The organism is Pseudomonas antarctica (assembly GCF_900624995.1).
GTDB lineage: Bacteria > Pseudomonadota > Gammaproteobacteria > Pseudomonadales > Pseudomonadaceae > Aquipseudomonas > Aquipseudomonas antarctica.
Window position 1 is genome coordinate 1 of record NZ_UYXQ01000012.1, and the last position, 26,496, is coordinate 26,496.

The window sequence follows — 26,496 nt, forward strand, 5'->3', positions numbered from 1 at the left end:
ATGACGCAAGAGCACAGCCGAGGCGGTGCACAAGTGTGGCAGACGCTGGGCACCGCCCTGTCTATCAAAGGTAATGGGATCCCAATGTGGGAGCGGGCTTGCTCGCGAAGGGGGTGGATCATTTACCCATTAGCTGCCTGACACGCCGCCTTCGCGAGCAAGCCCGCTCCCACATTAGATTGAGTTCAGTTTCAAATATCAGGTCGGCTGTCAGGCCGCCGTGCTCTTGCTTTTGATCTGCTTTTGATCTTAGGCGCCCCGTAAAACCACGCTGGCCGAACGCAGGCTTTGGCGCGTGGTGGGGCAAGAGCCCTTTGGTTACGTTGGGGCTTTTCCAAAGTGAGCCGCTGTAAGAGCGGAACCCATATCAGCCGTTATCGAAATAACGGATATTCACCCAGCAGCCCCTCAACAACCCGGCGTCAGGCCCTATAGGCCCGCATAAACAACCCCACCACCTCCTGCACATGCGCTTCGGCGGCTTCCTCACTCAGTTGCCCGCCACAGCCATACAGCAAACAGAAATTCGCCGTGCCCTTGAGCAGGCAAAAGAAGTGCTCGGCCGCCGTAAACGGTTTTTCGATGCTCAGGGCGCCGCTCTGGTTGATGCGGCTGAGCAGGCGTTCCATGCCCTGCAGCATGCGCATGGGGCCCGCTTCAAAGAAGATCTGTGAGAGTTTCACGTCCTGATTGCCGGTGGTCATCATCAGGCGATGCAGGTTCACCGACTCCTCACTGTTGATCAGCCGATGGAAGCCCCGTGCGATGTTCAGCAGCACGGTTTCCACGGGCATACCTACTGGCAACTCAAAATACATCACCGGCAATTGTTCCTCGCACTTCGCCACGACGGCGGCGGTGAACAAGGTCTCTTTGTCGGTGAAGTGGCTGTAGACGGTCAGTTTCGACACGCCGGCCTCAAGGGCCACGGCATCCATGCTGGTGCTGGCGTAGCCATTACTCAAGAACAGGGTTTTCGCTGCTTCGAGGATTGCCTGGCGTTTTGCCATGTCCTTGGGACGCCCGGGGCTATTGGTGTTTACAGGATTGTCGGACATTTTCACCTTTAATACTGGACTGGCGAGTTTGGTATTAATAACATACCGGCAAGTATAATTATTCCTAGCTCCATTTGCGAAAGGTCCTTCAGCATGCGCAGCACCTTCCTGCCCCTTGCGTTGCCTGTCAGCCTGATCTTCCTGTTGGCCGCCTGCGGCCATGAAGAAGCGGCTCACACCACCATCCGCCCGGCGATGGTGGTACAACCACAACCCTCGGCGCAGGCGATGGACAGTTTCCCTGGTGAGGTGCGTGCCCGATATGAGCCGGACCTGGCCTTCCGCATTGGCGGCAAAGTCAGCAAACGCCTGGTGGAGGAGGGCGAACGGGTCAAGGCCAATCAGCCGCTGGCCGAACTCGACCCTCAGGACGTGCGCCTGCAACTGGAAGCCACCCGTGCCCAGGTGGCCGCCGCCGAAGCCAACCTGAGCCTTGTGCGCGCCGAGCGTGATCGTTACAAGACCCTGATGGACCGTCAGATGGTCAGCCGTTCCCAGTACGACAATTCCGAAAACCTCTACCGATCCGGTGAGGCACGCCTGAAGCAGGTCAAGGCCGAGTTCGACGTGTCCAGCAACCAGGCGGGCTACGCTGTGCTGCGCGCGCCCCAAGACGGTGTGGTCGCCAAACGTGCGGTGGAAGTCGGCCAAGTGGTGTCCGCTGGCCAGACCGTATTCACCTTGGCCACCGATGGCGAGCGTGAAGTGCTGATCAGCCTGCCGGAGCAAGGCTTCGGTCGGTTCAAGATCGGCCAGCCGGTGTCGGTCGAATTATGGAGCCAGCCCGACCAGCGTTTTGCCGGGCGCATTCGTGAGCTGTCGCCCGCCGCCGATCCAAAATCCCGCACTTTCGCCGCCCGCGTCGCGTTTACCGGCGGCAAAGTCCCGGCTGAACTGGGCCAAAGCGCCCGCGTATTCGTACAGGCTGACGGCGTTATTACTCTGTCGGTGCCGCTGTCAGCACTGAGTGCGGAGAATGGTGCGCCCTACGTCTGGCGGGTGCAGCCGGACAACACGCTCAAGCGCACTCCGGTACGCATCGGCGCCTTTGGCGAAAAAACCGTACCGGTACTGGAGGGCCTGGCTCCCAGCGACTGGGTGATTGCAGCCGGTGTGCATGTGCTCCATGAGGGCCAGCAAGTGCGCCCGGTGGATCGCTCCAACCGCGTAGTGAATCTGGCGGCCAACAAGGAGTAGTCCCCGATGGGTTTCAATCTTTCCGAATGGGCGTTGCGTAATCGCCAGATCGTACTGTTCCTGATGATCCTTCTGGCGGTGGTCGGCACTCTGTCTTACACCAAGCTGGGGCAAAGCGAGGACCCACCATTCACGTTCAAGGCCATGGTGATCAAGACCAATTGGCCCGGGGCCACGGCCCAGGAAGTCTCGCGGCAGGTTACCGAGCGCGTCGAGAAAAAACTCATGGAGACCGGCGACTATGAGCGCATCGTCTCCTTCTCACGTCCCGGTGAATCCCAGGTCACTTTTATAGCCCGCGATTCGATGCACTCCGCGCAGATTCCCGACTTGTGGTATCAGGTGCGCAAGAAGATCAGCGACATTCGCCAGACCTTGCCGCCGAATATTCAGGGGCCGTTTTTCAACGATGAATTTGGCACCACCTTCGGCAATATCTATGCCCTGACGGGTGAAGGTTTCGATTACGCGGTGCTCAAGGACTACGCCGACCGCATCCAGATTCAACTGCAACGCGTGCCGGATGTGGGCAAGGTCGAGCTGCTTGGCCTACAGGACGAGAAGATCTGGATCGAACTGTCCAACCTCAAGCTCGCCACCCTCGGCCTGCCATTGGCCGCTGTACAGCAGGCCTTGCAGGAGCAGAACGCGGTCTCTACCGCCGGCTTCTTCGAAACCCCGACCGAGCGTGTGCAACTGCGCGTCTCGGGTAACTTCAAGACGGTGGAGGAAATTCGCAACTTCCCGATTCGTGTAGGTGACCGCACCTTCCGCATTGGCGACGTGGCCGATATCCACCGTGGCTTCAACGACCCACCGGCACCCCGGATGCGCTACATGGGCGCGGACGCTATTGGCCTGGCCGTGGCCATGCGTGATGGCGGCGACATTCTGGTACTGGGCAAGGCCCTAGAAGGTGAATTCGCACGTCTGCAGAAGAACCTTCCAGCAGGCATGGAGCTGCGCAAGGTGTCGGACCAACCCGCAGCGGTGAAAACCAGCGTCGGCGAATTCGTTCAGGTACTCGCCGAGGCGCTGGCCATCGTCTTGCTGGTGAGTTTCTTCTCCCTTGGCGTACGCACCGGCATGGTCGTGGCCCTGGCGATACCGCTGGTGTTGGCGATGACCTTTGCCACCATGTATTACCTTGGCATCGGCTTGCACAAGATTTCACTCGGCGCGTTGGTCTTGGCCCTCGGCTTGCTGGTGGACGATGCGATCATCGCCGTGGAAATGATGGCGATCAAAATGGAGCAGGGCTACGACCGGCTCAAAGCCGCTAGCTTCGCCTGGACCAGCACCGCGTTCCCGATGCTCACCGGCACGTTGATTACGGCGGCGGGTTTCCTGCCGATTGCCACCGCGCAATCGAGCACCGGTGAATACACCCGCTCAATCTTTCAGGTGGTGACCATCGCATTGTTGGCGTCCTGGGTTGCCGCCGTGGTGTTTGTGCCGTACTTGGGAGAAAAGCTCCTACCGGATTTGGCGAAGATTCACGCTGCCAAACATGGCACCGATGGTCCCGATCCCTACGGCACGCCTTTCTATCAGCGCGTAAGACGTCTGGTTGAATGGTGTGTGCGTCGGCGCAAAACCGTGATCGTGCTGACCTTGTTGCTGTTTATCGGCTCGGTTGCGCTGTTCCGCTTTGTGCCGCAACAGTTCTTCCCGGCCTCCGGGCGACTGGAGTTGATGGTCGACCTCAAACTGGCGGAAGGCGCCTCCCTGAGCAATACCGCCGAGCAGGTCAAGCACCTGGAAGCTTTGCTTAAGGCACACGCCGGCATCGACAACTATGTGGCCTATGTCGGCACCGGCTCGCCGCGCTTCTACCTGCCGCTGGACCAGCAACTGCCGGCCGCCAGCTTCGCGCAATTTGTGGTGCTGGCGAAGACCATCGAAGAGCGCGAAAGCCTGCGCACGTGGCTGATTGAAACCCTGAATGAACAATTCCCCGAGCTGCGTTCGCGGGTTACCCGCCTGGAGAACGGTCCGCCTGTGGGTTACCCAGTACAGTTTCGCGTGACTGGCGAACACATCGAAGAAGTCCGCGCCTTGGCGCGCAAGGTGGCGGCCAAGGTTCGCGAAAATACCCACGTGGTCAACGTGCACCTGGATTGGGAAGAACCAAGCAAGATCGTCTACCTCAATATTGACCAGGACCGCGCGCGCGCGCTGGGCGTGAGCACGGCCAATCTGTCGAAATTCCTGCAGAGTTCACTCACCGGTTCCAGCGTCAGCCAGTACCGCGAGGACAACGAGTTGATCGAGATCCTTCTGCGCGGCACCGTGCATGAACGCACCGAATTGTCGTTGTTGCCGAGCCTTGCCGTACCCACAGATAACGGCAGAAGTGTCGCGCTGTCGCAGATTGCGACCCTCGAATATGGCTTTGAAGAGGGCATTATCTGGCACCGTAACCGCCTGCCGACCGTAACCGTACGCGCCGATATTTACGGCAAGGAGCAACCGGCGACACTGGTCCAGCAAATCCTGCCGACCCTCGAAGGCGTACGCGCCGAACTGCCGGATGGTTACTTGTTGGAAGTCGGCGGCACCGTCGAAGATTCCGCACGTGGTCAGAACTCGGTCAAGGCCGGTGTGCCACTGTTTATCGTGGTGGTGTTGACGTTGTTGATGCTGCAACTGCGCAGCTTCTCACGCACTGCGATGGTGTTTCTCACGGCGCCCCTGGGCCTGATCGGCGTGACCTTGTTTCTGTTGGTCTTCCGCCAACCCTTCGGCTTCGTCGCCATGCTCGGGACCATCGCCTTGTCGGGGATGATCATGCGTAACTCGGTGATCCTCGTGGACCAGATAGAACAAGACATCAAGGCCGGCCTGGCGCCGTGGCAAGCAATCATTGAAGCGACTGTGAGACGCTTCCGCCCGATTGTGCTGACAGCCCTGGCGGCGGTGCTGGCGATGATCCCACTGTCACGCAGCGTGTTCTTCGGGCCGATGGCCGTGGCGATCATGGGCGGGTTGATTGTGGCGACGGCGTTGACCCTGTTGTTCCTGCCGGCGCTGTATGCGGCGTGGTTCCGGGTCAAAAAGGACGCGCGATAGTTTAGGTCGGGAGATGGGACGGTGCTCAGATGAGGGCAGAAGGCGTGGGAAAAGCCTGAAATCCGCTGACGGCTGTTAACGCCTCAATAGCGCCCACGTGCTGGCGTGGGGAGGATTCCGGTAGCGGCGACCTCGATCGTGCTGGGCACCCGTTTCGAAGGGGGTCACAAGGCATGGCTGGCACCGTTGAAGATTAACCGCGCGACGTCCCTGACGATCTGCTGTTTCGCCACGCTCATGATAGAGCGATTGGCGGACTCGGTTATTTATTGATTTACATGCTGACTCAAAGCGGCCTCGGTTCATCTGGAACGATCGACTTTTTTACTCCACTCAGAATTGCCTGATGGACAGGCGCAGGTTTCGGCTTTGCCTTTTGGCGGTCGTGCCTATTTCAATGAGTTTATGGAGTATTACATGTCGTTTTTTAATGCCGTTGCTGCTTTCAAAGGTGCATTTCTGGGGACGCTGGTGGGCAACAAATTGCCTTGTAACGAGAGTGGGAACATTAGGCCGCAGCGGCCAGTGTATGGGCAAACCAGTCATCACCAGACCACCAGGCCGATCTACGCTAAACCGCAGCCACAGACTTACCCGATTTGTGAGCAGACCGTTGATTGTCATTCCCACACCGCCCGGCCGGGCTACACCAACTCGCATCCACAGCCACGACCACAGGCTTACCCGACCTGTGAGCAGCCAGTGCTTTGCCGGCCTTTGTATCCGATGTATCGTTGAGTCGCTAGGCTGCTAGCGTAAGACAGCTGCACCCAGGCCCGTACTGACCTGGGTGCAGTGAGTGAGGATGATTCTTAGGGTTTACAGCGCGCCAAACACCTTCTTCGCCAAGCTGGTGGCCGCAGCCGCCGGGTTCTTGCGAATGGTTTCTTCCTGCTGCGCGATCATCTTGAACAAGCCGTCCAGCGCCTGTTCGGTCACGTAGCTTTCGACGTTGGCACTTTTGGCATCAACCGCGCCAAACGCTGCCGCCTTGCCGGCCAAAGCGTTGTACTGCTGGGCGACGCCGACCTTATCGGTGGCGGCCTTGACGATCGGCAGGAACTTGGCCCGGATCTCTTCGCGGCTGCTTTTGTTCAGGTATTGCGTAGCAGAGTCCTGGCCACCGGTGAGGATGCCCTTGGCGTCGGTCACACTCATGTTTTTCACCGCATTGACCAGGATCGGCTGAGCCTGGGTCACGGCGGTTTCTGCCGCTTTGTTCATGCTGGTTTCCAGTTGCGTGACCTGATCACCCATGCCGAACATTTTCAGTTTGTCGGCGACTTTGCCCAGCTTGCCGGGCAGGCCGATTTTCACTTCGGGGTTATTGCTGAAGCCACCGGGTTTGCCCAGTTGTTTCACGGCGATCTGTGCGCCTTGGGTCAGTGCATCCTTGAGGCCGCCGCTGGCGTCTCCTTGGGACAGGCTGCCAAGGTCCAGGGCCATGGCGTTGGCACCGAACAACAGGCCGGCGCACAGGGCAGTGAGGCGAAGGGAGTTACGGAGCATGAGCGCTTCCTTTATAAATGGAGTGATCAGTGTGCGACCGCATCAACCCGCAGGCGCAGCGGTTGTGGGTCTTGGCCGTTGAGCTGCACAGCGTTTCGTTCGGTAGTGATAAACAGTAGCTTGCCATCCAGCTCGATGCGAGCGCTCACCGAGTACGTGTGGCCGGGCTTGATCTGGGCCGGGTCGTAACTCAGGTGAAACGGCAGTGGCACCTGGCCTTTGACCGGGCCTTTTTGTTCGGCGAGGGTCACGGCCGGTGCGTCCATCAAGGACACATCCTGCAGGCTGACGCTCAAAGTCGCGGCAGGCGGCAGCGCGATGCGTTGCAGGTAAAACACTTCGCCGTCGAGGCTGGCTTTCGGGGTCATGGATTGGCAGGCTCCGAGCAGGGCGGTCAGGCCCAGGAGAATGATCTTCTTCATGGTACAGCTCCTTTTTAACGGCGCCGGAAACTGCCCGACGCCTCATTCAATCTAGCGGCTTTCTTCAGGTGTGACAGCTTGAGCTTCGGCCGGCGCCTCCGCCGCGCCATCCACGCGATGCAAGGCCACTTGGCGGATCGACAAACGAATATCGGCCGGCAGCACGCGTTTGGCCGCACCTTCGGCCAATTCACCGAGCAGGTCGTGGTAGCTCAACTTGCCGGCTTCATCGCGGCGCAACACATCTTGCTCCAGCAGTGTCTGGATAAAATGTCGGAAAAGGCTCTTGTCGAAGAATTCCGGGGCATTGAGGCCATGCAGGATCGACAGGCGCTGGGCCATGATCGTGCACAGGTCTTCCAGCTCTTCGGCGCTGATGCTGCTCTGGCCGCTGTTGAGCAGCAACGAGATCGCCATGTAGAAGCGTTGCAAGGTCTGGGCGATGCTCTTGGACAGCAGTGTCAGTAGTACAAAGTGGCGTGAACTCGGCGCCGGGCGCAGGTACACGTCGATCTCGAAGCGCAGCAAACCTTGTTCGACAAACGCCGCAAGCCATTGGTCGACCACCGCGTCCAACTCGTCCAGCGACCAGCGGATAAAAAGCTCCGATTGCAGGTACGGGTAGAGCGCACGGGTGTAGCGCAGGATCTGTTCGCGGCTCATGCGCGAGCTGCTCTGGAAGAAGCTCGCCAGCAACGCCGGCAGGGCGAAGATGTGCAGCACGTTGTTGCGGTAATAGGTCATCAGGACGGCGTTTTGCTCGTCCAAATACAAAATCTTACCCAGTGCGTCGCTCTGTTCCGACAGCAGGTCCATGTCCTTGACGTGCTTGATCAGCGCCATGCCATCGCCTTCTGGTAGGGTGGTATGCGGCGAGTAGGGCACGCGGCGCAGCAGCGCCAGGTACAAGTCCAACTGGCGCGCCATGGCCTGTTCATCCAGGGCCAGGCGCGTGGTCGAGAGCAGCGCCAGGGCCACCAGGTTCACGGGGTTTACTGCGGCGGCTTCGTTCAAGTGGCGCGCCACCTGTTCGCCGAGGCGGTGGGTGGTTTCGTTGAGCCACGCCGGTTTGTAGTTCGGGCCCAGCTCCTGGGCGCGCCAGTCGGGTTGCTCGGCGTCGAGAAACTCGGCCAGCTTGATCGGCTCGCCGAAGTTGACCGCCACTTGGCCGAAGCGCTGCTTGAGCGCGCCGACCACTTTGAAAATATCGAAGATCGACTCTTTCTTCTTGCTCGCACCGCGCAGCTCGCCGAGGTAGGTGCGGCCTTCCAGCACACGTTCATAACCGATATACACCGGCACAAACACGATCGGCATGCGCGAGGAGCGCAAGAAACTGCGCAGGGTGATCGCCAGCATGCCGGTTTTCGGTTGCAGCATGCGCCCGGTGCGCGAGCGTCCGCCTTCGACGAAGTACTCGACCGGGAAACCCTTGGTGAACAGCGTGTGCAGGTATTCGTTGAATACCGAGGTGTACAGCGGGTTGCCCTTGAAGGTACGGCGCATGAAAAACGCGCCGCCACGGCGCAGCAGGCTGCCGATCACCGGCATGTTCAGGTTGATACCCGCGGCGATGTGTGGCGGAGTCAGGCCGTTTTTGAACAGCAAGTAGGACAACAGCAGGTAATCGATGTGGCTGCGGTGGCAAGGCACATAGATCACCTCATAGCCCTGGGCAACCTTTTGCACACCTTCGATGTTATTGACCTTGATGCCGTCGTAGATCTTGTTCCAGAACCAGCTCAATACCACTTCGAGGAAGCGAATCGCGGTGTAGGTGTAGTCCGAGGCGATCTCGTTGCCGTAGCGCAGTGCCTGGGCCTTGGCTTTTTGCGGGGAAATTTTTTCGCGTTCGGCTTCATCCAGGATGGCCTGGCGCACCAGCGGCATGTTGACCAGGCCCTTGACCAAGTTGCGGCGGTGCGACAGGTCCGGGCCGATGACCGCTGTCTTCAGGTTACGAAAGTGCACCCGCAGGATGCGCTGGGCCATCCGCACGGTGCGTTCGTGACCTTTATTGTGCTCGATCAATTCACGCAGGTTGATAGGCGCGGAGAATTGTACGCGGGTCTTGCGACCCAGGATCAGGATGCTCAACAACCGGCGCAGGCGCCCGGTGACAGCCCAGCTATCGGCAAACAGCAGTTTCCATGGGCTGGACTCGCTCTCGGGCGACTGCCCCCAGAACACGCTGACCGGAATGATTTGTGCATTCTCTTCGGCGTGTTCGCTCAGGGTGTTGACCAGCCGGGTCAGGGTCGGCGGTGCACCGCGCTTGTCCTGACGGCCGAGCCAGTCGGGCTCCGGCGTGAGGTAGAAGAACGCCGCTGGTTCGATCAGCGGGCCCACCGACACCGGCAGCACCGGGCGCGGCAGGCCGGCCTTGGTGCACTCGGTGTCGACCACGGCCAATTCGGTGAGGGAGGGTGATTGCAGGACGTAAAACACCGGCCGGCTGCGGTCCAGGTTAAGGGTGAGGGACGACTGATTGATCGTCTCGGAGCGAACCCAGAGGTACAACAGTCGGCGCAAGGTGCCAAACACCAGACGGCGGAACGGGGAGCGGGTCATAGGCGTGCTGCTTCAAGTGGAAAAAAAACCGAGCAGGCGCTCGGGTGGGTAGTGTGCCGTATTCGTCGAAAATCGGCAAAAAAGCGGCGATGTAAACTTGAGTTGATCGTTTTTGAGCCTGTCTTATACTCGGCAGTTCAATGCAACTGACTCAACAATAAAATGCATGTGGGAGCAAAACAGATGGCAACGCGCGAAACTGGCAATGTGAAGTGGTTCAACGATGCAAAGGGCTATGGCTTTATTCAGCGTGAAGACGGCAAGGATGTGTTTGTGCACTACCGCGCCATTCGCGGTGATGGTCACCGCTCGTTGGCCGAAGGCCAGCAGGTGGAATACGCCGTGGTGACCGGCGAGAAGGGCTTGCAGGCGGAGGATGTGGTGGGTCTTTAAGCTCGATTTTGCTACACCGCTGAACCCATGTGGGAGCGGGCTTGCTCGCGAAAGCAGTGTGTCAGTCAGTACAAAAGTGACTGATCCACCGTTTTCGCGAGCAAGCCCGCTCCCACATTTTGATTGGGGTCACCGTTCAGGTTTAGGCTGTTTTCCAGGTGATCTGCTCTTCACCGTCAACGCTGATGCGAATCCAGGTGTCAGCGCTTTCCTCACCTTCTTCCTCAACCCACGTGCCTGGCGCACAGCGCACTTCGACGTCCAGTGCAGCGAACGCAGCGCGGGCGCAGGCGATGTCGTCGTCCCACGGGGTCTGGTCGCTTTCCAGGTACAGGCTGTTCCACTTGCCTACTGCCTTAGGCAGCCAGGTGACAGGCACGTTGCCAGCCTTGCACTTGTAGGTCTGGCCCTTCTGGACCCAGTCGGTGCACGGGCCCAGGGCGGCGCCCAGCCAGGCGGCGATAGCCTTGTGGTCGGCGTCCTTCAGGTAAATCTCGATATCAGGTTGGCGCATGGATGTTCCTCGTTGCGGGATTCGAAAATCCATTCGCGGATGTTTAAAAGTCGGTTATTGAAGTACGAAATAATCGTAGCGCATCGACACCGTGACCTGCAGCGGTTCGGCGGCCTCGATCACCTCGGCGCGGCGCTCGGCACTTGCGCGCCAGCCGTGTGGCGTCATCGCCAGCAGGTTGGCGCGGTCTTTGGGCTCGGCCAGGCTCAAGGTGAATTCCAGGGTTTCACTGTGCGCCAGGCTCATGCCGTCCGGTACCAGGGCCAGGTGTTTGTCGTCCGTGTACTCACGCACTTCGTCGTACAGGCGCTCGCGCAGTTCCATCAAATGGCCAGCAGTCGGGCCGACCTTCATCAGGCCGCCGCCGGGGCTGAGCAGGCGCTTGGCCTCTTCCCAATCCAGAGGGCTGAAAACGCTGGCGAGAAATTGGCAACTGCCCGAGGCCAGTGGCACGCGCGCCATGCTGGCGATCAACCAGGTCAGCGCCGGGTTGCGTTTGCACGCGCGCTTGACCGCTTCCTTGGAGATGTCCAGCGCATAGCCGTCGGCATGGGGCAGGGCCTCGGCGATTTGCGCGGTGTAGTAACCCTCGCCACAACCGATGTCCACCCAACGCTGCGGTGCGCGTTCGGCGGCCAGCTCCGCCAGGCGCTTGGCCACCGGGGCGTAGTGCCCGGCGTTGAGGAAGTCGCGGCGCGCCTCGACCATCGCGAGGTTATCGCCCGGGTCGCGGCTGTTCTTGTGCTGCACTGGCAGCAGGTTCAGATAACCCTGGCGCGCGCGGTCGAAACGGTGCCCGACGGGGCACGCCACGCCATTGTTCACCGCGCTGAGCGGTGCGCTGCAAATGGGGCAAGCGAGCATCAGGCGAGCAACTTGATCAGGGTCTGGTAATAAATGTCGGTCAGCACATCGAGGTCACTGGCCAGGATGCGTTCGTTAACCTGGTGGATCGTTGCGTTGACCGGGCCGAGCTCGACCACCTGGGTGCCCAGCGTGGCGATGAAGCGCCCATCGGACGTACCGCCGCTGGTGGATGCCTGGGTTTCGCGGCCGGTAATCGCCTTGATGCTGGCAGACACCGCATCCAGAAGGGCACCCGGTTCGGTGAGGAACGGCAGGCCCGACAAGGCCCATTCCACGTGCCAGTCCAGGCCATGCTTGTCGAGGATTTGCGCAACACGCTGCTGCAGCCCTTCGACAGTCGATTCGGTGGAGAAGCGGAAGTTGAACACCGCCGTCAGGTCACCGGGGATCACGTTGGTGGCGCCGGTGCCGGAATTGAGGTTGGAAATCTGGAAGCTGGTCGGTGGGAAGAAGGTGTTGCCGTCATCCCAATGCTCGGCCGCCAGTTCCGCCAGTGCCGGGGCGGCCAGGTGGATTGGGTTCTTCGCCAGATGCGGGTAGGCCACGTGGCCTTGCACGCCGCGCACAGTCAAGGTGGCGCCGAGAGAGCCGCGACGGCCGTTTTTGACCACGTCGCCCACCAGCGTGGTGCTCGACGGTTCGCCGACGATGCACCAGTCCAAGCGCTCCTTACGCGCGGCCAGGCGCTCAATCACGGCTTTGGTGCCATGGTGCGCCGGGCCTTCTTCATCGCTGGTGATCAGGAAAGCCACCGAGCCCTTGTGGTTCGGGTAGTCGGCAACAAAACGCTCGGATGCCACCAGCATTGCCGCCAGGCTGCCTTTCATGTCCGCCGCGCCACGGCCGCAAAGCATGCCATTTTCGTCGATCAACGCGTCGAACGGGTCGTTCTGCCAGGCTTGCACCGGGCCGGTCGGCACCACGTCGGTGTGGCCGGCGAAGCACAGCACCGGGCCGTCGTGCTGGCCGTGAGTTGCCCAGAAGTTGTCCACATCTTCGATACGCATCGGCTCGAGCGCAAAACCGGCGTCGCCCAGGCGCTGCATCATCAGCTTCTGACAGTCGGCGTCGACTGGCGTGACCGACGGGCGACGGATCAGGTCAATAGCGAGTTGAAGGGTCGGCGAAAGGTCGGCATGGGCCGTCATGGGGAAACTCCGGAAAGCGTGTAATGGGCGCAGGACGAATGTGGGCACTGGGCCTGGGCCGAGACTCACAAAACGGCCGTTATCTTATAGCAAAACGGCGGCCAGAGGCCGCCGTTTAGTGCATTGCGCAAGTTTTTACTCAGCCGTTGCCGGCTCAACCGCTGGCGCAGGTTTTGGCAGCGACGAGAGGAACGCCATGATCATCGCCGCTACGTACGGCAGCGACTGCACGAGCAGCATCACGACCCAGAAGCGTATGTCATTGCTCGGCAGGCCCTGCACCAGGTAGATCCCCAGCGCCGCGCCCCACAACAGCAGCATGATGAACATCTCTTCGCGGGCTTCGGAAATTGCTACCCAGAAACCGTGGTTATCCGCGTTTTTCGGTGTACGAAAGAACGGAATACTGGTGGTGAAGAAACCATACAGCACCGCCTTGGCGATGGTGTGGGACAACGCCAACCCGGCCAGGGCTGCGCAGAACGCATCTTTCAAGTTCACACCCACCGCACGGCGGTAGAGGAAAACGATCTTGCCCACCTTGAACACGAACAGCGCCAATGGCGGGATCGCGAAAATCAGCAGCGGCGGGTCGACACGCGTCGGCACGATGATCATCGCCGCCGACCACAACAGGGCGCCGACGGTGAAGAAGATGTTCATGCCGTCTGCCACCCACGGCAACCAGCCCGCGAGGAAGTGGTAGCGCTGGCCACGGGTCAGCTCGGTGCCTTTGCCGCGCAACAGGCTGGCGGTGTGGCGCTTGATGATCTGGATCGCGCCATAGGCCCAGCGGAAACGCTGCTTCTTGAAGTCGATAAAGGTATCCGGCATCAAACCTTTGCCGTAGCTGTCATGGTAATACGCCGCCGACAGGCCTTTCTCGAATACGCGTAGGCCCAGTTCGGCGTCTTCGCAGATGCACCAGTCAGCCCAGCCGAGTTCTTCGAGCACCGAGCGGCGGGTCATGGTCATGGTGCCGTGCTGGATGATCGCGTCGCGGTCGTTGCGGGTGACCATGCCGATATGGAAGAAGCCTTTGTATTCCGCGTAGCAGAGCTTCTTGAAGGTGCTTTCGTTCTGGTCGCGGTAATCCTGCGGCGACTGCACCACGGCGATTTTCGGGTCGGCGAAGTGCGGCACCATGTGCTTGAGCCAGTTCGGCGACACGCAGTAGTCCGAGTCGATCACCGCGATCACTTCGGCATCCTTGGCGGTGTGCGGGATCAAGTAGTTCAGCGCGCCACCCTTGAAACCAGCCAGGGGTGCGACGTGGAAGAACTTGAAGCGTGGGCCGAGGGTTTCGCAGTAGTCGCGCACCGGTTCCCACACGGCCGGGTCTTTGGTGTTGTTGTCGATGATCAGGACTTCGTAGTCCGGATAGTCGAGGGCGGCCAGGGCGTCGAGGGTCTGTTTGACCATCTCCGGCGGCTCGTTGTAGCACGGCACGTGGATTGAGACTTTCGGGCGGTAGTCCGAATCGCCTTCCACCGGCAGGAATTCCCGCCGGCGCTTGTGGGTCCACACCGCTTCCGCCAGCTCGTGGGCCTCGGTCAGCAACACGATAAACACGCCGAGGGCGCCGAGTGCCAGCAAGATCCCGACGGTTACGCTGAACCAAGTGCTGTATTGCTGGCTGTAGTCGTAGCCGATCCACACCAGCACCGATCCGCACAGGAACGCGATAAAAGTCAGGAACGTACGGCCACGCTGGCGCAGCGACGAGCCGTCGATCATCAGCAGGGTCAGCGACAGCAGCGCAAGCACCACTGAGCCGATGGCCAGCACGCGCCATTGCGGGATAGCGACTACTGGGCCTTCAAAGTTGAATTTTTGCTGGCGCGCTGCGTTGTACACGCCCCAATAAGCGCCCGCCGAGCCTTCGTCGCTGACTTTCCACGGCTGGTCGAACGCCTCGATCACGAAGTAGTTATAGCCTTGGCGGTTCAGCTTGTTGACCAGCGTACGCAGGTAAATCGCCTGGTCTGCCGGCGAAGTTTCATTACCTCCGCGCATGCGTCCGTTACTCGGCCAGCCAACCTCCGACAGCAGCAGCGGCTTTTTCGGGAACAGCTTCTTCAGGTCCCGGGCACGGTCGAGTACGTATTGGCCAGCCTTGTCCATCGGAATAAATTCCCAGAACGGCAGGATGTGCGCGGCGATCAAGTCGACGTGCTTGGCCAGTTGGGGGTTCTTTTCCCAGATGTGCCACTGTTCGGACGTCGTCACCGGGACCTTCACGGCGGCTCGCACGCGGTCCAGCAGCACGATCAGCGCTTGTGGGGTGATTTCTTCGCGGAACAACGCTTCGTTACCGACCACCACGCGTACGACGCTGCGCGAGCTATTTGCCAGTTCGATGGCGCGCTGAATCTCGCGCTCGTTACGTTCCAGGGCCGGGCTGATCCAGATACCGAGGGTCACGCGCAGGCCGAACTCTTCCGCCAGCTTCGGGATGTCCCCCAGGGTGCCGTCGACCGAGTAGGTACGGATGTTATCCGTCAGCTTGCTCATGATTTCGAGGTCGCGACGCATTTCTTCGTCGCTTGGGTACTGGTCTTTCTGCGGGAACTGGCCTTGCTGGAATGGCGAGTAGGAGAACCCGGAGATTTGTTCAGGCCAGTTGGGGGCAGTGACCGGGCGGTTGATCAGCGCCCAGAAGCCGGTGAACAGCGCGGCAATTGCCAGCACCACCACCAGGTTGAGTCCAAATTTACGCGATGACATGGCGATTTCGGGTTCCAAAGGGTGTGGAACGAAAAGAGGGGTCGGCCTACGCCGAACGGCGCGCATCCTACACCGGCCTTTCACTGAGCGTACAGCAGACAGAGAAAAGCCGGACGTTAGTCAGCGAAAGACCATCTAAGTTCTTTACTTGTAGCTTGTCGCTTCGATCTTGTCGCCGTGTAGTCCATAATGCGCGCCGGTTTTTGGGGTAATGGTCATGAGCACAGAAGATCCGCGGTTTGCAGGCGTCGCCCGCTTGTATGGCATTGAAGGCCTGGAACGCTTGAAGGCGGCCCATGTGGCGATCGTCGGCGTCGGCGGCGTGGGCTCGTGGGCGGCGGAAGCCATGGCCCGTTGCGGGGTAGGCGAGATTTCGCTGTTTGACCTGGACGATGTGTGCGTTAGCAACAGCAACCGCCAGTTGCACGCCCTGGACAGCACGGTGGGCAAGCCCAAGGTCGAAGTGATGGCCGAACGCCTGCGCAGCATCAACCCGGAGTGCACCGTGCATGCGGTGGCGGACTTCGTCACCCGCGACACCATGGCCGAGTACATCACCCCGAACATTGATTGCGTGATCGACTGCATCGACGCCGTCAACGCCAAGGCCGCGCTGATTGCCTGGTGCAAGCGGCGCAAGATCCAGATCATCACCACCGGCGGCGCGGGCGGACAGATCGACCCGACGCTGATTCAGGTGTGCGACCTGAACCGCACCTTCAATGACCCATTGGCCTCGAAAGTGCGTTCGACCCTGCGCCGTGACTACGGTTTTTCGCGCACCGTGACCCGTCATTACAGCGTGCCGTGCGTGTTTTCCACCGAGCAGCTGCGCTACCCGAAGCCGGACGGCAGCATCTGTTTGCAGAAGAGTTTTGTCGGCGATGGGGTGAAGCTGGACTGCGCCGGTGGGTTTGGCGCGGTGATGATGGTGACAGCCACCTTCGGCATGGTGGCGGCGACCAAGGCGGTGGATAAGATTGTGGCTGGGGTGCGCAGGCCTTCAGAGCGGGTCAAGCCCACTTAAATCTCTCCCACATTTAGTTTTGCGTACGGCTTAGCTCGCGCATGCGCTGCAGGACGGCATTCAGCCCATTACTGCGTGAAGGCGATAACTGTCGCGAGAGCCCCAACTGTGTAAACCAATCCGGCAAATCGATCGCCTGCAACTGAGCCGCCGACAGCCCATTAACCCGTGCGAGCAGCAACGCCACTAACCCACCAATCATGCGCGCGTCGCTGCTCGCGGCGAACTGCCAGTGGCCGTCCTGCAAACGGCCGACCAGCCACACCAGGCTTTCGCAGCCCTGCACCAGGTTGGCTTCAACCTTGTCCTCATCCGCCAAGGCTGGCAGCCGCTCGCCCCATTGCATCAGCATCCGCGCGCGCTGCTCCCAACTGCCCACTGATTGAAACGACTCAAGTGCGGCCACTGCATCGGCTGGCAGGCTCATCGCAGCATGTCCAGCGCCTGGTCCAGCGCTTCAAAGAAGCGTTCCAAGTCATCGGAGTCGTTGTAAAGCGCCAAGGACACACGGATCGCCCCGGTCAAATGCATCGCCTTGAGCAATGGCATTGCGCAGTGATGGCCGGCACGTACTGCGATACCTTGTTCGGTCAGCAGGTGCGCAAGGTCGGCGTTGTGCACCCCTTCCACCACAAAGCTTGCCAGCGCTACCTGCGGCGAGCCCAATACGCGAACGCCCTTGCGCGCGGTCAGCCCGTGTAGCAGGTAGTCGTGCAGTGCCGCTTCGTGGGCGAACACCGCGGGTTGATCCAGCGAGCTGAGGTAATCCAGGCTGGCGCCCAGGCCGATCACGCTGGCAATCGGCGGTGTGCCCGCTTCAAAACCCAAAGGCGCAGGGCGAAAGCTCGCGCTGTGGTAGTCCGCCTGCTGCACCATCTCGCCACCAAACTGCCAGTGACGCAGGTGATGCAAGGCTTCGTTGCGTCCATACAGCACGCCAACGCCGTCGGGGCCATAGAGTTTGTGGCTGGAAAAGACATAGAAGTCGCAGCCCAGCACTTGTACATCGTGGCGGCCGTGCACGATGCCTTGGGCGCCATCGACCACGGTCAGCGCGCCGTGAGCCTTGGCCATTGCCAGCAAGGCGCCCAAAGGTTGCCAGGCGCCCAGCACGTTGGACAATTGGCTCACGGCCAGCACGCGTGTGCGCGGGCCGATCAATTCGGCGGCGGCTTGCAGATCGATCACGCCGTCATCGCCCAGCGGTAATACCACCAGCGTGAGCGCGCGACGTTTGGCCAGTTGCTGCCAGGGCAGCAGGTTGGCGTGGTGTTCCAGGGCGCTGATGACAATCTCATCGCCCGCATTGAATAAGTGCTCCAGGCCATAGGCCAGGAGGTTCAGCGCAGAGGTTGCGCCGTGGGTAAAGATGATTTGCCCGCTGTCACCTGCGTTCAACCACTGCGCGACCTTGCTGCGACTGTCTTCAAAGGCCTGGGTCGCATGGGCGCCCGGCAGATGCTGGGCACGGTGCACATTGGCTGCGCCATTGGCGTAGTAATGGCTGATGGCATCCAACAGGGCTTGGGGTTTTTGCGTGGTAGCGGCATTGTCCAGGTAGGTCTGGTCTTGCCGTTGCAGGGTGGCGATGGCCGGAAAATCGGCGCGCCAGGGAGAGGGCACAAGCATGGGGTTCAAGACTCGTATAAGCGAACCGCACCCGAAGGCGCGGCTCGCCAGTGGCATCGAGTGGCTGCTTAGTTGTGAGCGTGCAGCGCTGCGTTCAATTCGACGGCCGATTTGTGGGTTTTGCACTCCACGGCACCGGTCTCGGAGTTGCGGCGAAACAGCAGGTCCGGTTGGCCGGCCAGTTCGCGCGCCTTGACCACGTTGACCAGTTGGTTCTGCTCGTCGAGCAGCGCAACTTTTGTCCCTGCGGTGACGTACAGGCCCGATTCCACCTTGTTGCGGTCGCCCAACGGGATGCCGATACCGGCGTTGGCACCGATCAGGCACTCTTCGCCGACTTTGATCACGATGTTGCCGCCGCCCGACAGGGTGCCCATGGTGGAGCAACCGCCGCCCAGGTCCGAATTCTTGCCCACGAATACGCCAGCCGATACGCGGCCTTCGATCATGCCCGGGCCTTCGGTGCCGGCGTTGAAGTTGATGAAACCTTCGTGCATCACGGTGGTGCCTTCGCCCACGTAGGCGCCCAGGCGGATCCGCGCGGCGTCCGCGATGCGCACGCCGGCTGGGACCACGTAGTCGGTCATTTTCGGGAACTTGTCCACCGAGAACACTTCCAGCAGCTCGCCACGCAGGCGCGCTTCCAGTTGGCGTTCAGCCAGTTCGCTGATGTCGATCGCGCCCTGGCTGGTCCAGGCCACGTTCGGCAGCTGCGGGAACACACCGGCCAGGCTCAGGCCATGCGGCTTGACCAGGCGATGGGACAGCAGGTGCAGCTTGAGGTAGGCCTCAGGCGTGGAGGTCAGTGCAGCGTCTTCGGCCAACAGGGTCGCAACCAACGGCGTGTGGCTTTCAGCCAGGCGGCTCAGCAGGGCGGCTTGGGCGGCGTCGACGCCTTTGAGTGCGTCAGCCAGTTGCAGGGCCTGGGAAACGCTGAAAGTGATGGCTTGGTTGCCTTCGGTGTAGCCCAGGATCGGTGCAATCGCTGCGACGATTTCAGCCGACGGATTGAGCAAGGGTTGTGCGTAAAACACTTCCAGCCAAGCACCTTGGCGGTTCTGAGTGCCGACGCCGAAGCCCAGGCTGAACAGGGAATTGGACATGCTGTTACCTCTACAAAAATGGAAGGCTGGCCTACTTGAGGGCTGCCGAATAACTTTCTGGCTTGAAGCCAATCAGGGTTCTGTCACCGAGATCGAGCACGGGGCGCTTGATCATCGAGGGTTGTGCGAGCATCAATTCAATGGCTTTCGACTGATCGAGATCGGCTTTGCGTTCGTCTTCGAGTTTGCGAAAGGTGGTGCCCGCACGGTTCAAAACCACCTGCCAACCGTGCTCGTTGCACCATTGGGTCAAGTGTTCGCGGTCGATACCGGCCGTTTTGTAGTCGTGGAATTCATAGCTAACGCCGTGCTCTTCGAGCCAGGTGCGCGCTTTTTTCATGGTGTCGCAGGCTTTGATGCCGAAAAGGTGCAACGTTTTGCTTGAAGCGGTCAAGGAATTGCCCCCCTTTGGACCAAGTAGAAACGAAAGGTCACGGATTATGCCATGACCAGCGGGTTTGGGTGCCGCTCGTCATACTGCTTATGGCTCAGTGCGACTTTTGTGCAAATGCCATCGTGCAGCATAGACGGGTAAGATAGCCGGGTAATGTGGCACTTCAACGGCCAGTTGTTGCCTGATGTGTGTCGTTGCAAGTCGATTGTCCGGGAAACCCGCGTAATGCAAACCGCCTACACCGTTCTTATCCTGCTGATGCTGGTCAGCGTTTCGCGTCTTGTGGGGCGCATCATCCCACTCCCGTTGCCCTTGGTGCAGATCGCTGCCGGCGCCTTGCTGGCCTGGCCTACGCTGGGGCTGCACGTAGTCCTGGACCCCGAGCTGTTCCTGTTTTTATTCTTGCCGCCGTTGTTGTTCTCCGATGGCTGGCGCATGCCCAAGCGCGAGCTGTGGCGATTGCGAGGCCCGATTCTGACGTTGGCGGTGGGGTTGGTGCTGTTTACCGTGGTCGGCGCTGGCTACTTCATTCATTGGCTATTGCCTACGATCCCGTTACCCGTGGCCTTCGCCCTGGCGGCTGTTTTATCACCGACAGATGCCGTGGCGGTGTCGGCCATTTCCCAAAACCGGCTGCCGAAGCCGCTGATGCACATGCTCCAGGGCGAAGCGCTGATGAATGATGCCTCGGGCCTGGTGACCTTCAAGTTTGCCCTGGCGGCGGCATTGACCGGGGTGTTCTCCCTGGCGGACGCCAGCCTGACCTTTGTGCTGGTGGCCATTGGAGGCCTGGCGGTGGGCGTGGCGCTGAGCTGGCTGGTCGGCCGTTTGCGTGCCTGGATGATCGCGCGGAGCTGGGACGACCCAGCCACCCACGTAGTGTTCATGTTGCTGCTGCCGTTTGCTGCGTATGTATTGGCTGAACGCCTGGGCGCATCGGGCATTCTCTCGGCGGTAGCAGCGGGCATGATGCAAAGCTGGCTCGACCTGTTGCCACGCCAGACCAGCACACGCTTGCTCAACCGCAGTGTCTGGTCGCTGCTGGAGTTTGCATTCAACGGTTTGATCTTCCTGCTGCTGGGCCTGCAACTGCCGGATATCATCAAGGCGGTGGTCAGCCATGAGCCGACGTTGTGGCCGGCCCTGTTTTATCGCTGCCTGGAGGTGGTCGCGATCTTCCTGGTGCTGCTGGTGTTGCGCTTTATTTGGGTGCAGAGCATCTGGCGCCTGTCGGGACTGCTGCGCCGGCTACGTGGGAAAAGCGAGCTGACGCTGGTGCCGACTGCCCGGTCCTGCTGGTTGTTGACCGTTGGTGGTGTGCGCGGCGCCGTGACCCTGGCCGGTGTGATGTCGGTGCCTTTGCTGCTGGCCCCTGGGCAGCGCTTTCCCGAGCGCGACCTGCTGATTTTCATCGCTGCCGGCGTGATCCTGCTATCACTGGTTGCCGCCTGCATCGCGCTGCCGTTGCTCCTGCGCGGCATCGAAAAGAGTCCTGATGAAAAGCGCCACAACGAGGTACGCGAGGCATGGAAGAAGACCGCCGTGGCTGCCATCCATGCTCTTGAAGCAGAAGAGCCTGCAGAAACCGAAACCCAGGACGCCGCCCAGGCTGCCCTGGCCGCTGAGCTCAAGGCGCGGCTGATGTCGGAATATCGCCATCAGTTGGAAGTGTTCAATGACTCCGCCGAAGCTCAGGCGCTGGCGCAGCAGATGGACCAGTTGGAACGCAAATTGCGGCTCAAGGCCCTGCGCGCGCAGCGGTTGGAGTTGTACAGCTTGAGCCGTCATCACCAGATTGGGGATGACGTTCTGCGTGAAGTGCTCGCGGACTTGGACATGAGCGAGGCGAACTTGGGAAGTGTTAAGTAACTGAGGTGTTGATCATTGCGCGTGTGGCGGTGTTGAGCAGCTTTGCGAAAAACGAGTTATCCGTTGGGTAAAGTGTTTGCATGAAGTGTTTATCCCCGGCGGACAGTTGTTCAGTGTGAGGGACAGGGTCGCCGCTGTTGAGTCTTGATGCAGCAAACCCATAGTGCATGATGGAGTCCTTGTCATAAGGCGAGACCGTTACTTTATTGGCTGGCAGTTTCTGGATGAGGTTGTGGTCGGCCTGCCATGGGAACTCTCCTTGCAACTCATACTCGAGGTAAATGCTCTGTTTATTCAGATCCAATGTCCGCTCAGGGTGCTGGTGTTCATGTTTCAAACCCAGGCCATGGCCGAACTCATGCTGGATCATCGCGGCCAGCTCGGTGGGCGAGCAGTTAAAGCCGATGCTCATGGTGGCTTTATGCAACGGTACCTCTTTTGCATCGGTGCCGATCTTTGACCATCCTGAACTGGCGTTATTATCGGCGGCGATCCTTATGTCGCCGTTGGCGCGGTCAGTAAACTTGAAGTAGAGATTGGTATAGGGCGCCCATTTATTAATATTGTGTTTTACCAGGCCTTTCTGTTTTGTCGTCATATTCAACAAAGAGATAGTCAAAACCGAATGCTGAGGCCATGTTTTGTTGGGCAGCGCTACGCCGCGTTTAGTCCTGTTCAGTGGCAAGAGTGGGTCGGCAACGGTCTTAGGCACCGCATGGGCGGGCGTGCAAAAGGGCGAATTGTTGAGCGTCATGAATGTTCACCGAAGTGGAGGGCGGATGCACTTAGGTGAGGTGTTTGCGAGTAGGTGTTCCATCTTATGGGTTACAAGATGAATCTGTAGCCGCCGCCCCCACTGTGTGGGGGGCGGCGGCAGCCTTAACGGCGGCGCTGGATAAAATCGCGAATCCGCTCAGCCGCTTCCACGCACTCCGCCAACGGCGCAACCAGTGCCATTCGCACACGTCCGGCCCCAGGGTTCACGCCGTCCACTTCCCGCGACAGGTACGAGCCCGGCACCACGGTCACGTGTTCTTCCACGAATAAGTCACGGCAGAAGGCGGCATCGTCGCCATTCACATTCGGCCACAAGTAAAAACCTCCATCCGGGCTTTGCACGTCCAGTACCGGCTTAAGTATCGCCAGCACGGCGTCGAACTTTTCCCGGTACAGGTCACGGTTGGCCTGCACGTGGGCTTCGTCCTGCCAGGCCGCGATGCTCGCCCGTTGGGTTTGCACCGGCATCGCGCAGCCATGGTAGGTGCGGTACAGCAGGAAAGCCTTGAGGATGTCGGCATCGCCGGCGACAAAACCGGAGCGCAGGCCCGGCAGGTTGGAACGCTTGGACAGGCTATGGAACACCACGCAGCGCTTGAAGTCTTGACGGCCCAGTTCGACGCAGGCGCTCAGCAGGCCCGGCGGCGGGGTGTGTTCGTCGAAGTACAGCTCGCTGTAGCACTCGTCGGCGGCGATCACGAAGTCGTGTTCGTCGGCCAGGGCGATGAGTTTCTTCAGGGTGTCGATTGGAATCAATGCGCCGGTCGGGTTGCCTGGGGAGCACAGGAACAGGATCTGGCAGCGTTTCCAGATGTCCGGCGACACCGCGTCGAAATCCGGGTTGAAGCCGTTAGCGTCCAGGCAGGGCAGGTAGTGCGGTGTGGCCCCGGCCAGGAACGCGGCGCCTTCGTAGATCTGGTAGAACGGGTTCGGGCTCACCACCAGTGCATCTTCACCGCGATTTACCACGGTCTGGGTGAAAGCGAACAGTGCTTCGCGGGTGCCATTGACCGGCAAGACAGTGCGCGCCGGGTCCAACCAGCCCTTGGGCACGTTGAAGCGGCGCTCGCACCAGGCGCCGATGGCCTCGCGCAGCGCCGGGATGCCCAGGGTGGTCGGGTACACCGCCATCTGATCGAGGTTATTGCTCAGCGCCTCGGCCACGAACGTCGGGGACGTGTGCTTAGGCTCGCCGATGGACAGCGCGATAGGGCGTTTGGCCGGGTTAGGCGTGACGCTGCCGAGCAGGGCGCGCAGTTTCTCGAACGGGTAGGGCTGTAGCTGGTTCAGGGCGTTGTTCATCGCAAATCTCGTCAAATTCGGTTGAAAGCATTCGGTCTGCTAGGCAAAGCAATTTAAGGGTGGGAGCGGGCAGGCGGGCGAAGACGGCTTGTCAGCTATGCCTATATTGGCTGACCCGCCGCATTCGCGAGCAAACCCGCTCCCACACAAGCCCGGCGCCACAGCAGAAGCCGTAGGTTCATATAGTCAGTCGCGTCAGCTCGATACCGGGTTCCTGGGTCACGCTCAATTGCTGCACGATTGCATCCTGCAAACGTCGGCACAGTTCAGGATCGGACAGCGGCTGATTGTCGGCGTCGGTAATAAAAAACACGTCTTCCACGCGCTCGCCGAGGGTCGCGATCTTGGCGTTCTGCAGCGACAGGTCGAACTCCAGGAAAATTCCGCCGATTCGCGCGAGCAGGCCCGGGCGGTCGGGCGCGCTGAGCTCCAGTACGGTCACCGGGCGTTGGGCGTCGTTAGAAATGGTCACCTGTGGCGCGAAGGCAAAGTGCTTGAGCTGGCGCGGCACCCGGCGCTGGATGATGGTCGGGTAATCGTCCGGGTTACGCAGGGCTTCGGTCAGGCCTTCGCGGATCTTTTTCACGCGCACCGGGTTGTCGCCGATGGAGTCGCCGTCGGTGTCGAGCACGATGTAGGTGTCGAGGGTGAACTGGCTGCTCGAGGTGATCACGCGGGCGTCATGGATGTTCAGGTTGAGCTGGTCCATGGCGGCCACGGTCACGGCGAAGAAGTCGTGCTGGTCGGGCGCGTAGATGAAGATCTGCGTGCCACCCTCGAATTCGCGCTGGGTGGTTTCCTTTATCAGCACCAGCGGGCCGCCGTCGGCCGGCTGCTGCAGGATTGCGTCACTGTGCCAGGCCACATCGCCAGCAGTGTGGCGCAGGAAGTAATCGTCACCCAGTTGCGACCACAACTGCTCGACGTCATCCGGGTCATTGCCGCCGCGCACCAGGATATCCAGGGCCGCGCTTTGCGTGCGGCGGATCTGCTCTTCGCGGTCCACCGGGTTTTCCAGGCCACGGCGCAGCGCGCGCTTGGTCTCGGTGTAGAGCTGGCGCAGCAGGCTGGCGCGCCACGAGTTCCACAGCGTCGGGTTAGTGGCGTTGATGTCGGAAACGGTCAGCACATACAAATAGTCGAGGCGGGTTTCATCACCGACGATCCCGGCGAAGTCGTGGATCACCTGCGGGTCGGACAGGTCCTTGCGCTGGGCGGTGGTCGACATTACCAAGTGGTTTTGCACCAGCCAGACAATCAGGCGGCTGTCCCACAGCGGCAGTTGGTGGCGCTGACAGAAGGCTTCAGCGTCCACCGCGCCGATTTCCGAATGATCGCCATGCCGGCCCTTGCCGATGTCGTGGTACAGGCCAGCCAGGTAGATCAGCTCGGGCTTGGGCAGCTTGGCCATCAGCTTACTGGCCAGCGGGAATTTCTCTGACACCTGGGTGTACTGCAACTTACGCAGGTGTTTGATCAAGTTCAGGGTGTGGGCGTCGACGGTGTAGATGTGAAACAGATCGTGTTGCATCTGCCCGACGATGAAGCCGAACTCCGGCAGGTAGCGCCCGAGAATCCCGTAGCGGTTCATCCGGCGCAGGTTGCGGTGGATGCCGATGCGGCACTTGAACAGCTCGATAGACAGGCTGGTGTTGCGGATATCGTTGCGAAACTCGTCGTCGATCAGGTGACGGTTTTCCCGCAGCAAACGAATGGTGTCGGCGCGCACGCCTTTGATTTCCGGCTGCTGGGCCATCAATACGAAGATTTCCAGCATGGCGAACGGGGTGCGGCGGAATACGTTGTCGTTGCGTGCCTCGATATAGCCATCGTGCAGTTGGAAGCGCGCATTGATCGGCTGTGGCGGCGCTTCGTCGTCGGGGGCCAGGATCACCTCTTCGAAGTGCTGGATGATCAGATCGCTGAGCTGGGCAATACTCATCACCACCCGGTAGTACTGCTGCATGAAGCTTTCGATGCTGGTCTTCGCGTCTTCGCCTTCAAAGCCCAACAGAGTGGCGATGGAGCGCTGGTGATCGAACAGCAAGCGGTCTTCGGAACGCCCGGCGAGCATGTGTAAGGCGTAGCGCACCTTCCACAGGAACTCCTGGGACGAGGCCAGCAGGGCATTTTCGCTTTCCACCAGGAAGCCTTCGCCAGCCAGGGCGCGCAGGTTCAGGGTGCCGTATTGGCGACGCGCCACCCACAGGATCGTCTGGATATCTCGCAGCCCGCCCGGTGAACCTTTGACGTTGGGTTCCAGGTTATATTCGGTGTCGTTGTATTTGTGGTGCCGGGCTTTCTGCTCGGCGCGCTTGGCCAGGAAGAAATCCTTGCTTGGCCACATGTGCGCTGTGCTGGTGACTTGCAGCATGCGCTGACGCAGGCGCTCGGGGCCGGCAATGGTACGGCTCTCCATCAGGTTGGTGATGACGGTGAGGTCGGCGCGGGCTTCTTCGGCGCATTCGTCCACCGAGCGCACGCTCTGACCTACTTCCAGGCCGATGTCCCACAAAAGCGTCAGAAAACGCTCGATGGAATCGCGAAAGATCTCATGATCGGCGCTGTCTAGCAGAATCAGCAGGTCGATGTCGGAATACGGGTGCAGCTCGCCACGGCCATAACCGCCGACGGCCACCAAGGCGATATCGGCGTCTTCACTCCAACTGAACTGTTCCCAAGCCTTTTGCAGGATGTTGTCGACGAACCAGGCGCGGTCCTCGATCAGCCGACGAATGTCCCGGCCGCTGCGAAAGCGTGCATCGAGCACCTCGCGGGCTTGGCGGATAGCCTTCTTGAAGGCGGCGATTGGGCTCGCCTTCAGGGCCAGTTCGGCCTGGAACTGGCCACGGTCGAAGAGTTCGGGATCCACCTGGGGCATCGATCGGCTTTCCTTTCTATCTATAAGCGGTCACAG

At 60.4% G+C, this 26,496-nt stretch carries 20 protein-coding genes; 5 read left to right on the plus strand and 15 right to left on the minus strand.

All coding sequences use genetic code 11. The annotated features are described in order from the left end of the window. Positions 1–422 precede the first annotated feature (422 nt). A complete protein-coding gene (locus tag E0F99_RS10470; RefSeq protein ID WP_083359831.1) occupies positions 423–1,058 on the minus strand; it encodes a TetR/AcrR family transcriptional regulator in 636 nt (211 codons plus the stop codon). A gap of 93 nt (positions 1,059–1,151) precedes the next feature. On the opposite strand from E0F99_RS10470, the gene E0F99_RS10475 reads away from it, so the two are divergent. Then, positions 1,152–2,255: an efflux RND transporter periplasmic adaptor subunit gene (locus E0F99_RS10475; protein ID WP_083359830.1), complete on the plus strand. Its 1,104-nt coding sequence runs from the start codon at positions 1,152–1,154 to the stop codon at positions 2,253–2,255. 6 nt (positions 2,256–2,261) lie between these two features. Next, positions 2,262–5,327 (plus strand): efflux RND transporter permease subunit, encoded by a 3,066-nt coding sequence (locus E0F99_RS10480; protein ID WP_083359829.1) that lies wholly within the window; start codon positions 2,262–2,264, stop codon positions 5,325–5,327. 819 nt (positions 5,328–6,146) lie between these two features. Here the strand turns inward: E0F99_RS10480 and E0F99_RS10490 are convergent. Genes E0F99_RS10490 through plsB form a run of 3 tightly spaced genes read right to left on the minus strand, consistent with a single transcriptional unit; the run spans position 6,147 to position 9,829 of the window. After that, entirely contained in the window at positions 6,147–6,836 is a 690-nt protein-coding gene (locus tag E0F99_RS10490; RefSeq protein WP_083359828.1) for a DUF4197 domain-containing protein, read from the minus strand. A 26-nt stretch (positions 6,837–6,862) separates the two neighbouring features. Continuing rightward, a complete protein-coding gene (locus E0F99_RS10495) occupies positions 6,863–7,258 on the minus strand; it encodes a YbaY family lipoprotein (RefSeq protein WP_083359827.1) in 396 nt (131 codons plus the stop codon). Positions 7,259–7,309: 51 nt separating this feature from the next. Further along, positions 7,310–9,829: a glycerol-3-phosphate 1-O-acyltransferase PlsB gene (plsB, locus tag E0F99_RS10500; protein WP_083359826.1), complete on the minus strand. Its 2,520-nt coding sequence runs from the start codon at positions 9,827–9,829 to the stop codon at positions 7,310–7,312. Between the two features lie 183 nt (positions 9,830–10,012). Here plsB and E0F99_RS10505 point away from each other — a divergent pair, with 183 nt between their 5' ends. Next, positions 10,013–10,222, plus strand: a complete 210-nt coding sequence (locus tag E0F99_RS10505) for a cold-shock protein (RefSeq protein ID WP_032891681.1) — start codon at positions 10,013–10,015, stop codon at positions 10,220–10,222. A gap of 142 nt (positions 10,223–10,364) precedes the next feature. Here the strand turns inward: E0F99_RS10505 and E0F99_RS10510 are convergent, their stop codons facing one another. The 4 genes from E0F99_RS10510 to E0F99_RS10525 all read right to left on the minus strand — a co-directional run bounded on the left by E0F99_RS10510 (position 10,365) and on the right by E0F99_RS10525 (position 15,478). Beyond that, positions 10,365–10,736: a hypothetical protein gene (locus tag E0F99_RS10510; RefSeq protein ID WP_083359825.1), complete on the minus strand. Its 372-nt coding sequence runs from the start codon at positions 10,734–10,736 to the stop codon at positions 10,365–10,367. A 54-nt stretch (positions 10,737–10,790) separates the two neighbouring features. Beyond that, positions 10,791–11,600, minus strand: coding sequence for a putative RNA methyltransferase (locus tag E0F99_RS10515; RefSeq protein ID WP_083359824.1), 810 nt, complete (start codon positions 11,598–11,600; stop codon positions 10,791–10,793). Then, entirely contained in the window at positions 11,600–12,751 is a 1,152-nt protein-coding gene (gene dapE, locus E0F99_RS10520) for a succinyl-diaminopimelate desuccinylase (protein WP_083359823.1), read from the minus strand. Before dapE ends, E0F99_RS10515 begins: the two co-directional genes overlap by 1 nt. A gap of 135 nt (positions 12,752–12,886) precedes the next feature. Then, complete coding sequence (locus E0F99_RS10525; RefSeq protein ID WP_130908760.1) at positions 12,887–15,478, minus strand: glycosyltransferase; 2,592 nt, start codon at positions 15,476–15,478, stop codon at positions 12,887–12,889. Between the two features lie 211 nt (positions 15,479–15,689). Between E0F99_RS10525 and tcdA the strand changes: the two genes are divergently transcribed. After that, entirely contained in the window at positions 15,690–16,505 is an 816-nt protein-coding gene (gene tcdA, locus E0F99_RS10530) for a tRNA cyclic N6-threonylcarbamoyladenosine(37) synthase TcdA (RefSeq protein ID WP_083359821.1), read from the plus strand. Positions 16,506–16,518: 13 nt separating this feature from the next. Here tcdA and E0F99_RS10535 read toward each other — a convergent pair whose 3' ends face one another. The 4 genes from E0F99_RS10535 to E0F99_RS10550 all read right to left on the minus strand — a co-directional run bounded on the left by E0F99_RS10535 (position 16,519) and on the right by E0F99_RS10550 (position 19,577). Then, entirely contained in the window at positions 16,519–16,932 is a 414-nt protein-coding gene (locus tag E0F99_RS10535; protein WP_083359820.1) for a SufE family protein, read from the minus strand. Then, the gene (locus E0F99_RS10540; RefSeq protein ID WP_083359819.1) at positions 16,929–18,134 is read right to left on the minus strand and encodes an aminotransferase class V-fold PLP-dependent enzyme; all 1,206 of its coding nucleotides are present in this window, start codon (positions 18,132–18,134) and stop codon (positions 16,929–16,931) included. Before E0F99_RS10540 ends, E0F99_RS10535 begins: the two co-directional genes overlap by 4 nt. A 68-nt stretch (positions 18,135–18,202) precedes the next feature. Then, positions 18,203–19,237 (minus strand): 2,3,4,5-tetrahydropyridine-2,6-dicarboxylate N-succinyltransferase, encoded by a 1,035-nt coding sequence (dapD, locus tag E0F99_RS10545; protein WP_083359818.1) that lies wholly within the window; start codon positions 19,235–19,237, stop codon positions 18,203–18,205. Between the two features lie 31 nt (positions 19,238–19,268). Then, on the minus strand, positions 19,269–19,577 hold the full coding sequence (locus E0F99_RS10550; RefSeq protein ID WP_232000172.1) for an arsenate reductase: 309 nt from the start codon (positions 19,575–19,577) through the stop codon (positions 19,269–19,271). A gap of 279 nt (positions 19,578–19,856) precedes the next feature. Here E0F99_RS10550 and E0F99_RS10555 point away from each other — a divergent pair, with 279 nt between their 5' ends. Beyond that, positions 19,857–21,500 (plus strand): Na+/H+ antiporter, encoded by a 1,644-nt coding sequence (locus tag E0F99_RS10555; RefSeq protein ID WP_083360491.1) that lies wholly within the window; start codon positions 19,857–19,859, stop codon positions 21,498–21,500. Here E0F99_RS10555 and E0F99_RS10560 read toward each other — a convergent pair. The 3 genes from E0F99_RS10560 to E0F99_RS10570 all read right to left on the minus strand — a co-directional run bounded on the left by E0F99_RS10560 (position 21,493) and on the right by E0F99_RS10570 (position 26,460). Next, positions 21,493–22,254 carry a M12 family metallopeptidase gene (locus tag E0F99_RS10560; RefSeq protein ID WP_083359816.1) on the minus strand — a complete coding sequence of 254 codons (762 nt, stop codon included), beginning with the start codon at positions 22,252–22,254 and terminating at the stop codon, positions 21,493–21,495. The genes E0F99_RS10555 and E0F99_RS10560 overlap by 8 nt on opposite strands. A 125-nt stretch (positions 22,255–22,379) precedes the next feature. Next, a complete protein-coding gene (gene dapC / locus E0F99_RS10565) occupies positions 22,380–23,579 on the minus strand; it encodes a succinyldiaminopimelate transaminase (RefSeq protein WP_083359815.1) in 1,200 nt (399 codons plus the stop codon). Positions 23,580–23,757: 178 nt separating this feature from the next. Further along, positions 23,758–26,460: a [protein-PII] uridylyltransferase gene (locus E0F99_RS10570; protein ID WP_130908761.1), complete on the minus strand. Its 2,703-nt coding sequence runs from the start codon at positions 26,458–26,460 to the stop codon at positions 23,758–23,760. Positions 26,461–26,496 lie beyond the last annotated feature (36 nt).

What these genes read in the sequence shown, in the direction of transcription:
- dapE (WP_083359823.1), bottom strand. Translation starts at nt 12,751, where the DNA reads ATGACGGCCCATGCCGACCTTTCGCCGACCCTTCAACTCGCTATTGAC.
- plsB (WP_083359826.1), bottom strand. Translation starts at nt 9,829, where the DNA reads ATGACCCGCTCCCCGTTCCGCCGTCTGGTGTTTGGCACCTTGCGCCGA.
- E0F99_RS10480 (WP_083359829.1), top strand. Translation starts at nt 2,262, where the DNA reads ATGGGTTTCAATCTTTCCGAATGGGCGTTGCGTAATCGCCAGATCGTA.
- E0F99_RS10515 (WP_083359824.1), bottom strand. Translation starts at nt 11,600, where the DNA reads ATGCTCGCTTGCCCCATTTGCAGCGCACCGCTCAGCGCGGTGAACAAT.
- E0F99_RS10540 (WP_083359819.1), bottom strand. Translation starts at nt 18,134, where the DNA reads ATGCTTGTGCCCTCTCCCTGGCGCGCCGATTTTCCGGCCATCGCCACC.
- dapC (WP_083359815.1), bottom strand. Translation starts at nt 23,579, where the DNA reads ATGAACAACGCCCTGAACCAGCTACAGCCCTACCCGTTCGAGAAACTG.
- E0F99_RS10490 (WP_083359828.1), bottom strand. Translation starts at nt 6,836, where the DNA reads ATGCTCCGTAACTCCCTTCGCCTCACTGCCCTGTGCGCCGGCCTGTTG.
- E0F99_RS10505 (WP_032891681.1), top strand. Translation starts at nt 10,013, where the DNA reads ATGGCAACGCGCGAAACTGGCAATGTGAAGTGGTTCAACGATGCAAAG.
- dapD (WP_083359818.1), bottom strand. Translation starts at nt 19,237, where the DNA reads ATGTCCAATTCCCTGTTCAGCCTGGGCTTCGGCGTCGGCACTCAGAAC.
- E0F99_RS10525 (WP_130908760.1), bottom strand. Translation starts at nt 15,478, where the DNA reads ATGTCATCGCGTAAATTTGGACTCAACCTGGTGGTGGTGCTGGCAATT.
- E0F99_RS10475 (WP_083359830.1), top strand. Translation starts at nt 1,152, where the DNA reads ATGCGCAGCACCTTCCTGCCCCTTGCGTTGCCTGTCAGCCTGATCTTC.
- E0F99_RS10570 (WP_130908761.1), bottom strand. Translation starts at nt 26,460, where the DNA reads ATGCCCCAGGTGGATCCCGAACTCTTCGACCGTGGCCAGTTCCAGGCC.
- tcdA (WP_083359821.1), top strand. Translation starts at nt 15,690, where the DNA reads ATGGTCATGAGCACAGAAGATCCGCGGTTTGCAGGCGTCGCCCGCTTG.
- E0F99_RS10555 (WP_083360491.1), top strand. Translation starts at nt 19,857, where the DNA reads ATGCAAACCGCCTACACCGTTCTTATCCTGCTGATGCTGGTCAGCGTT.
- E0F99_RS10470 (WP_083359831.1), bottom strand. Translation starts at nt 1,058, where the DNA reads ATGTCCGACAATCCTGTAAACACCAATAGCCCCGGGCGTCCCAAGGAC.
- E0F99_RS10495 (WP_083359827.1), bottom strand. Translation starts at nt 7,258, where the DNA reads ATGAAGAAGATCATTCTCCTGGGCCTGACCGCCCTGCTCGGAGCCTGC.
- E0F99_RS10560 (WP_083359816.1), bottom strand. Translation starts at nt 22,254, where the DNA reads ATGACGCTCAACAATTCGCCCTTTTGCACGCCCGCCCATGCGGTGCCT.
- E0F99_RS10550 (WP_232000172.1), bottom strand. Translation starts at nt 19,577, where the DNA reads ATGAAAAAAGCGCGCACCTGGCTCGAAGAGCACGGCGTTAGCTATGAA.
- E0F99_RS10535 (WP_083359820.1), bottom strand. Translation starts at nt 16,932, where the DNA reads ATGAGCCTGCCAGCCGATGCAGTGGCCGCACTTGAGTCGTTTCAATCA.
- E0F99_RS10510 (WP_083359825.1), bottom strand. Translation starts at nt 10,736, where the DNA reads ATGCGCCAACCTGATATCGAGATTTACCTGAAGGACGCCGACCACAAG.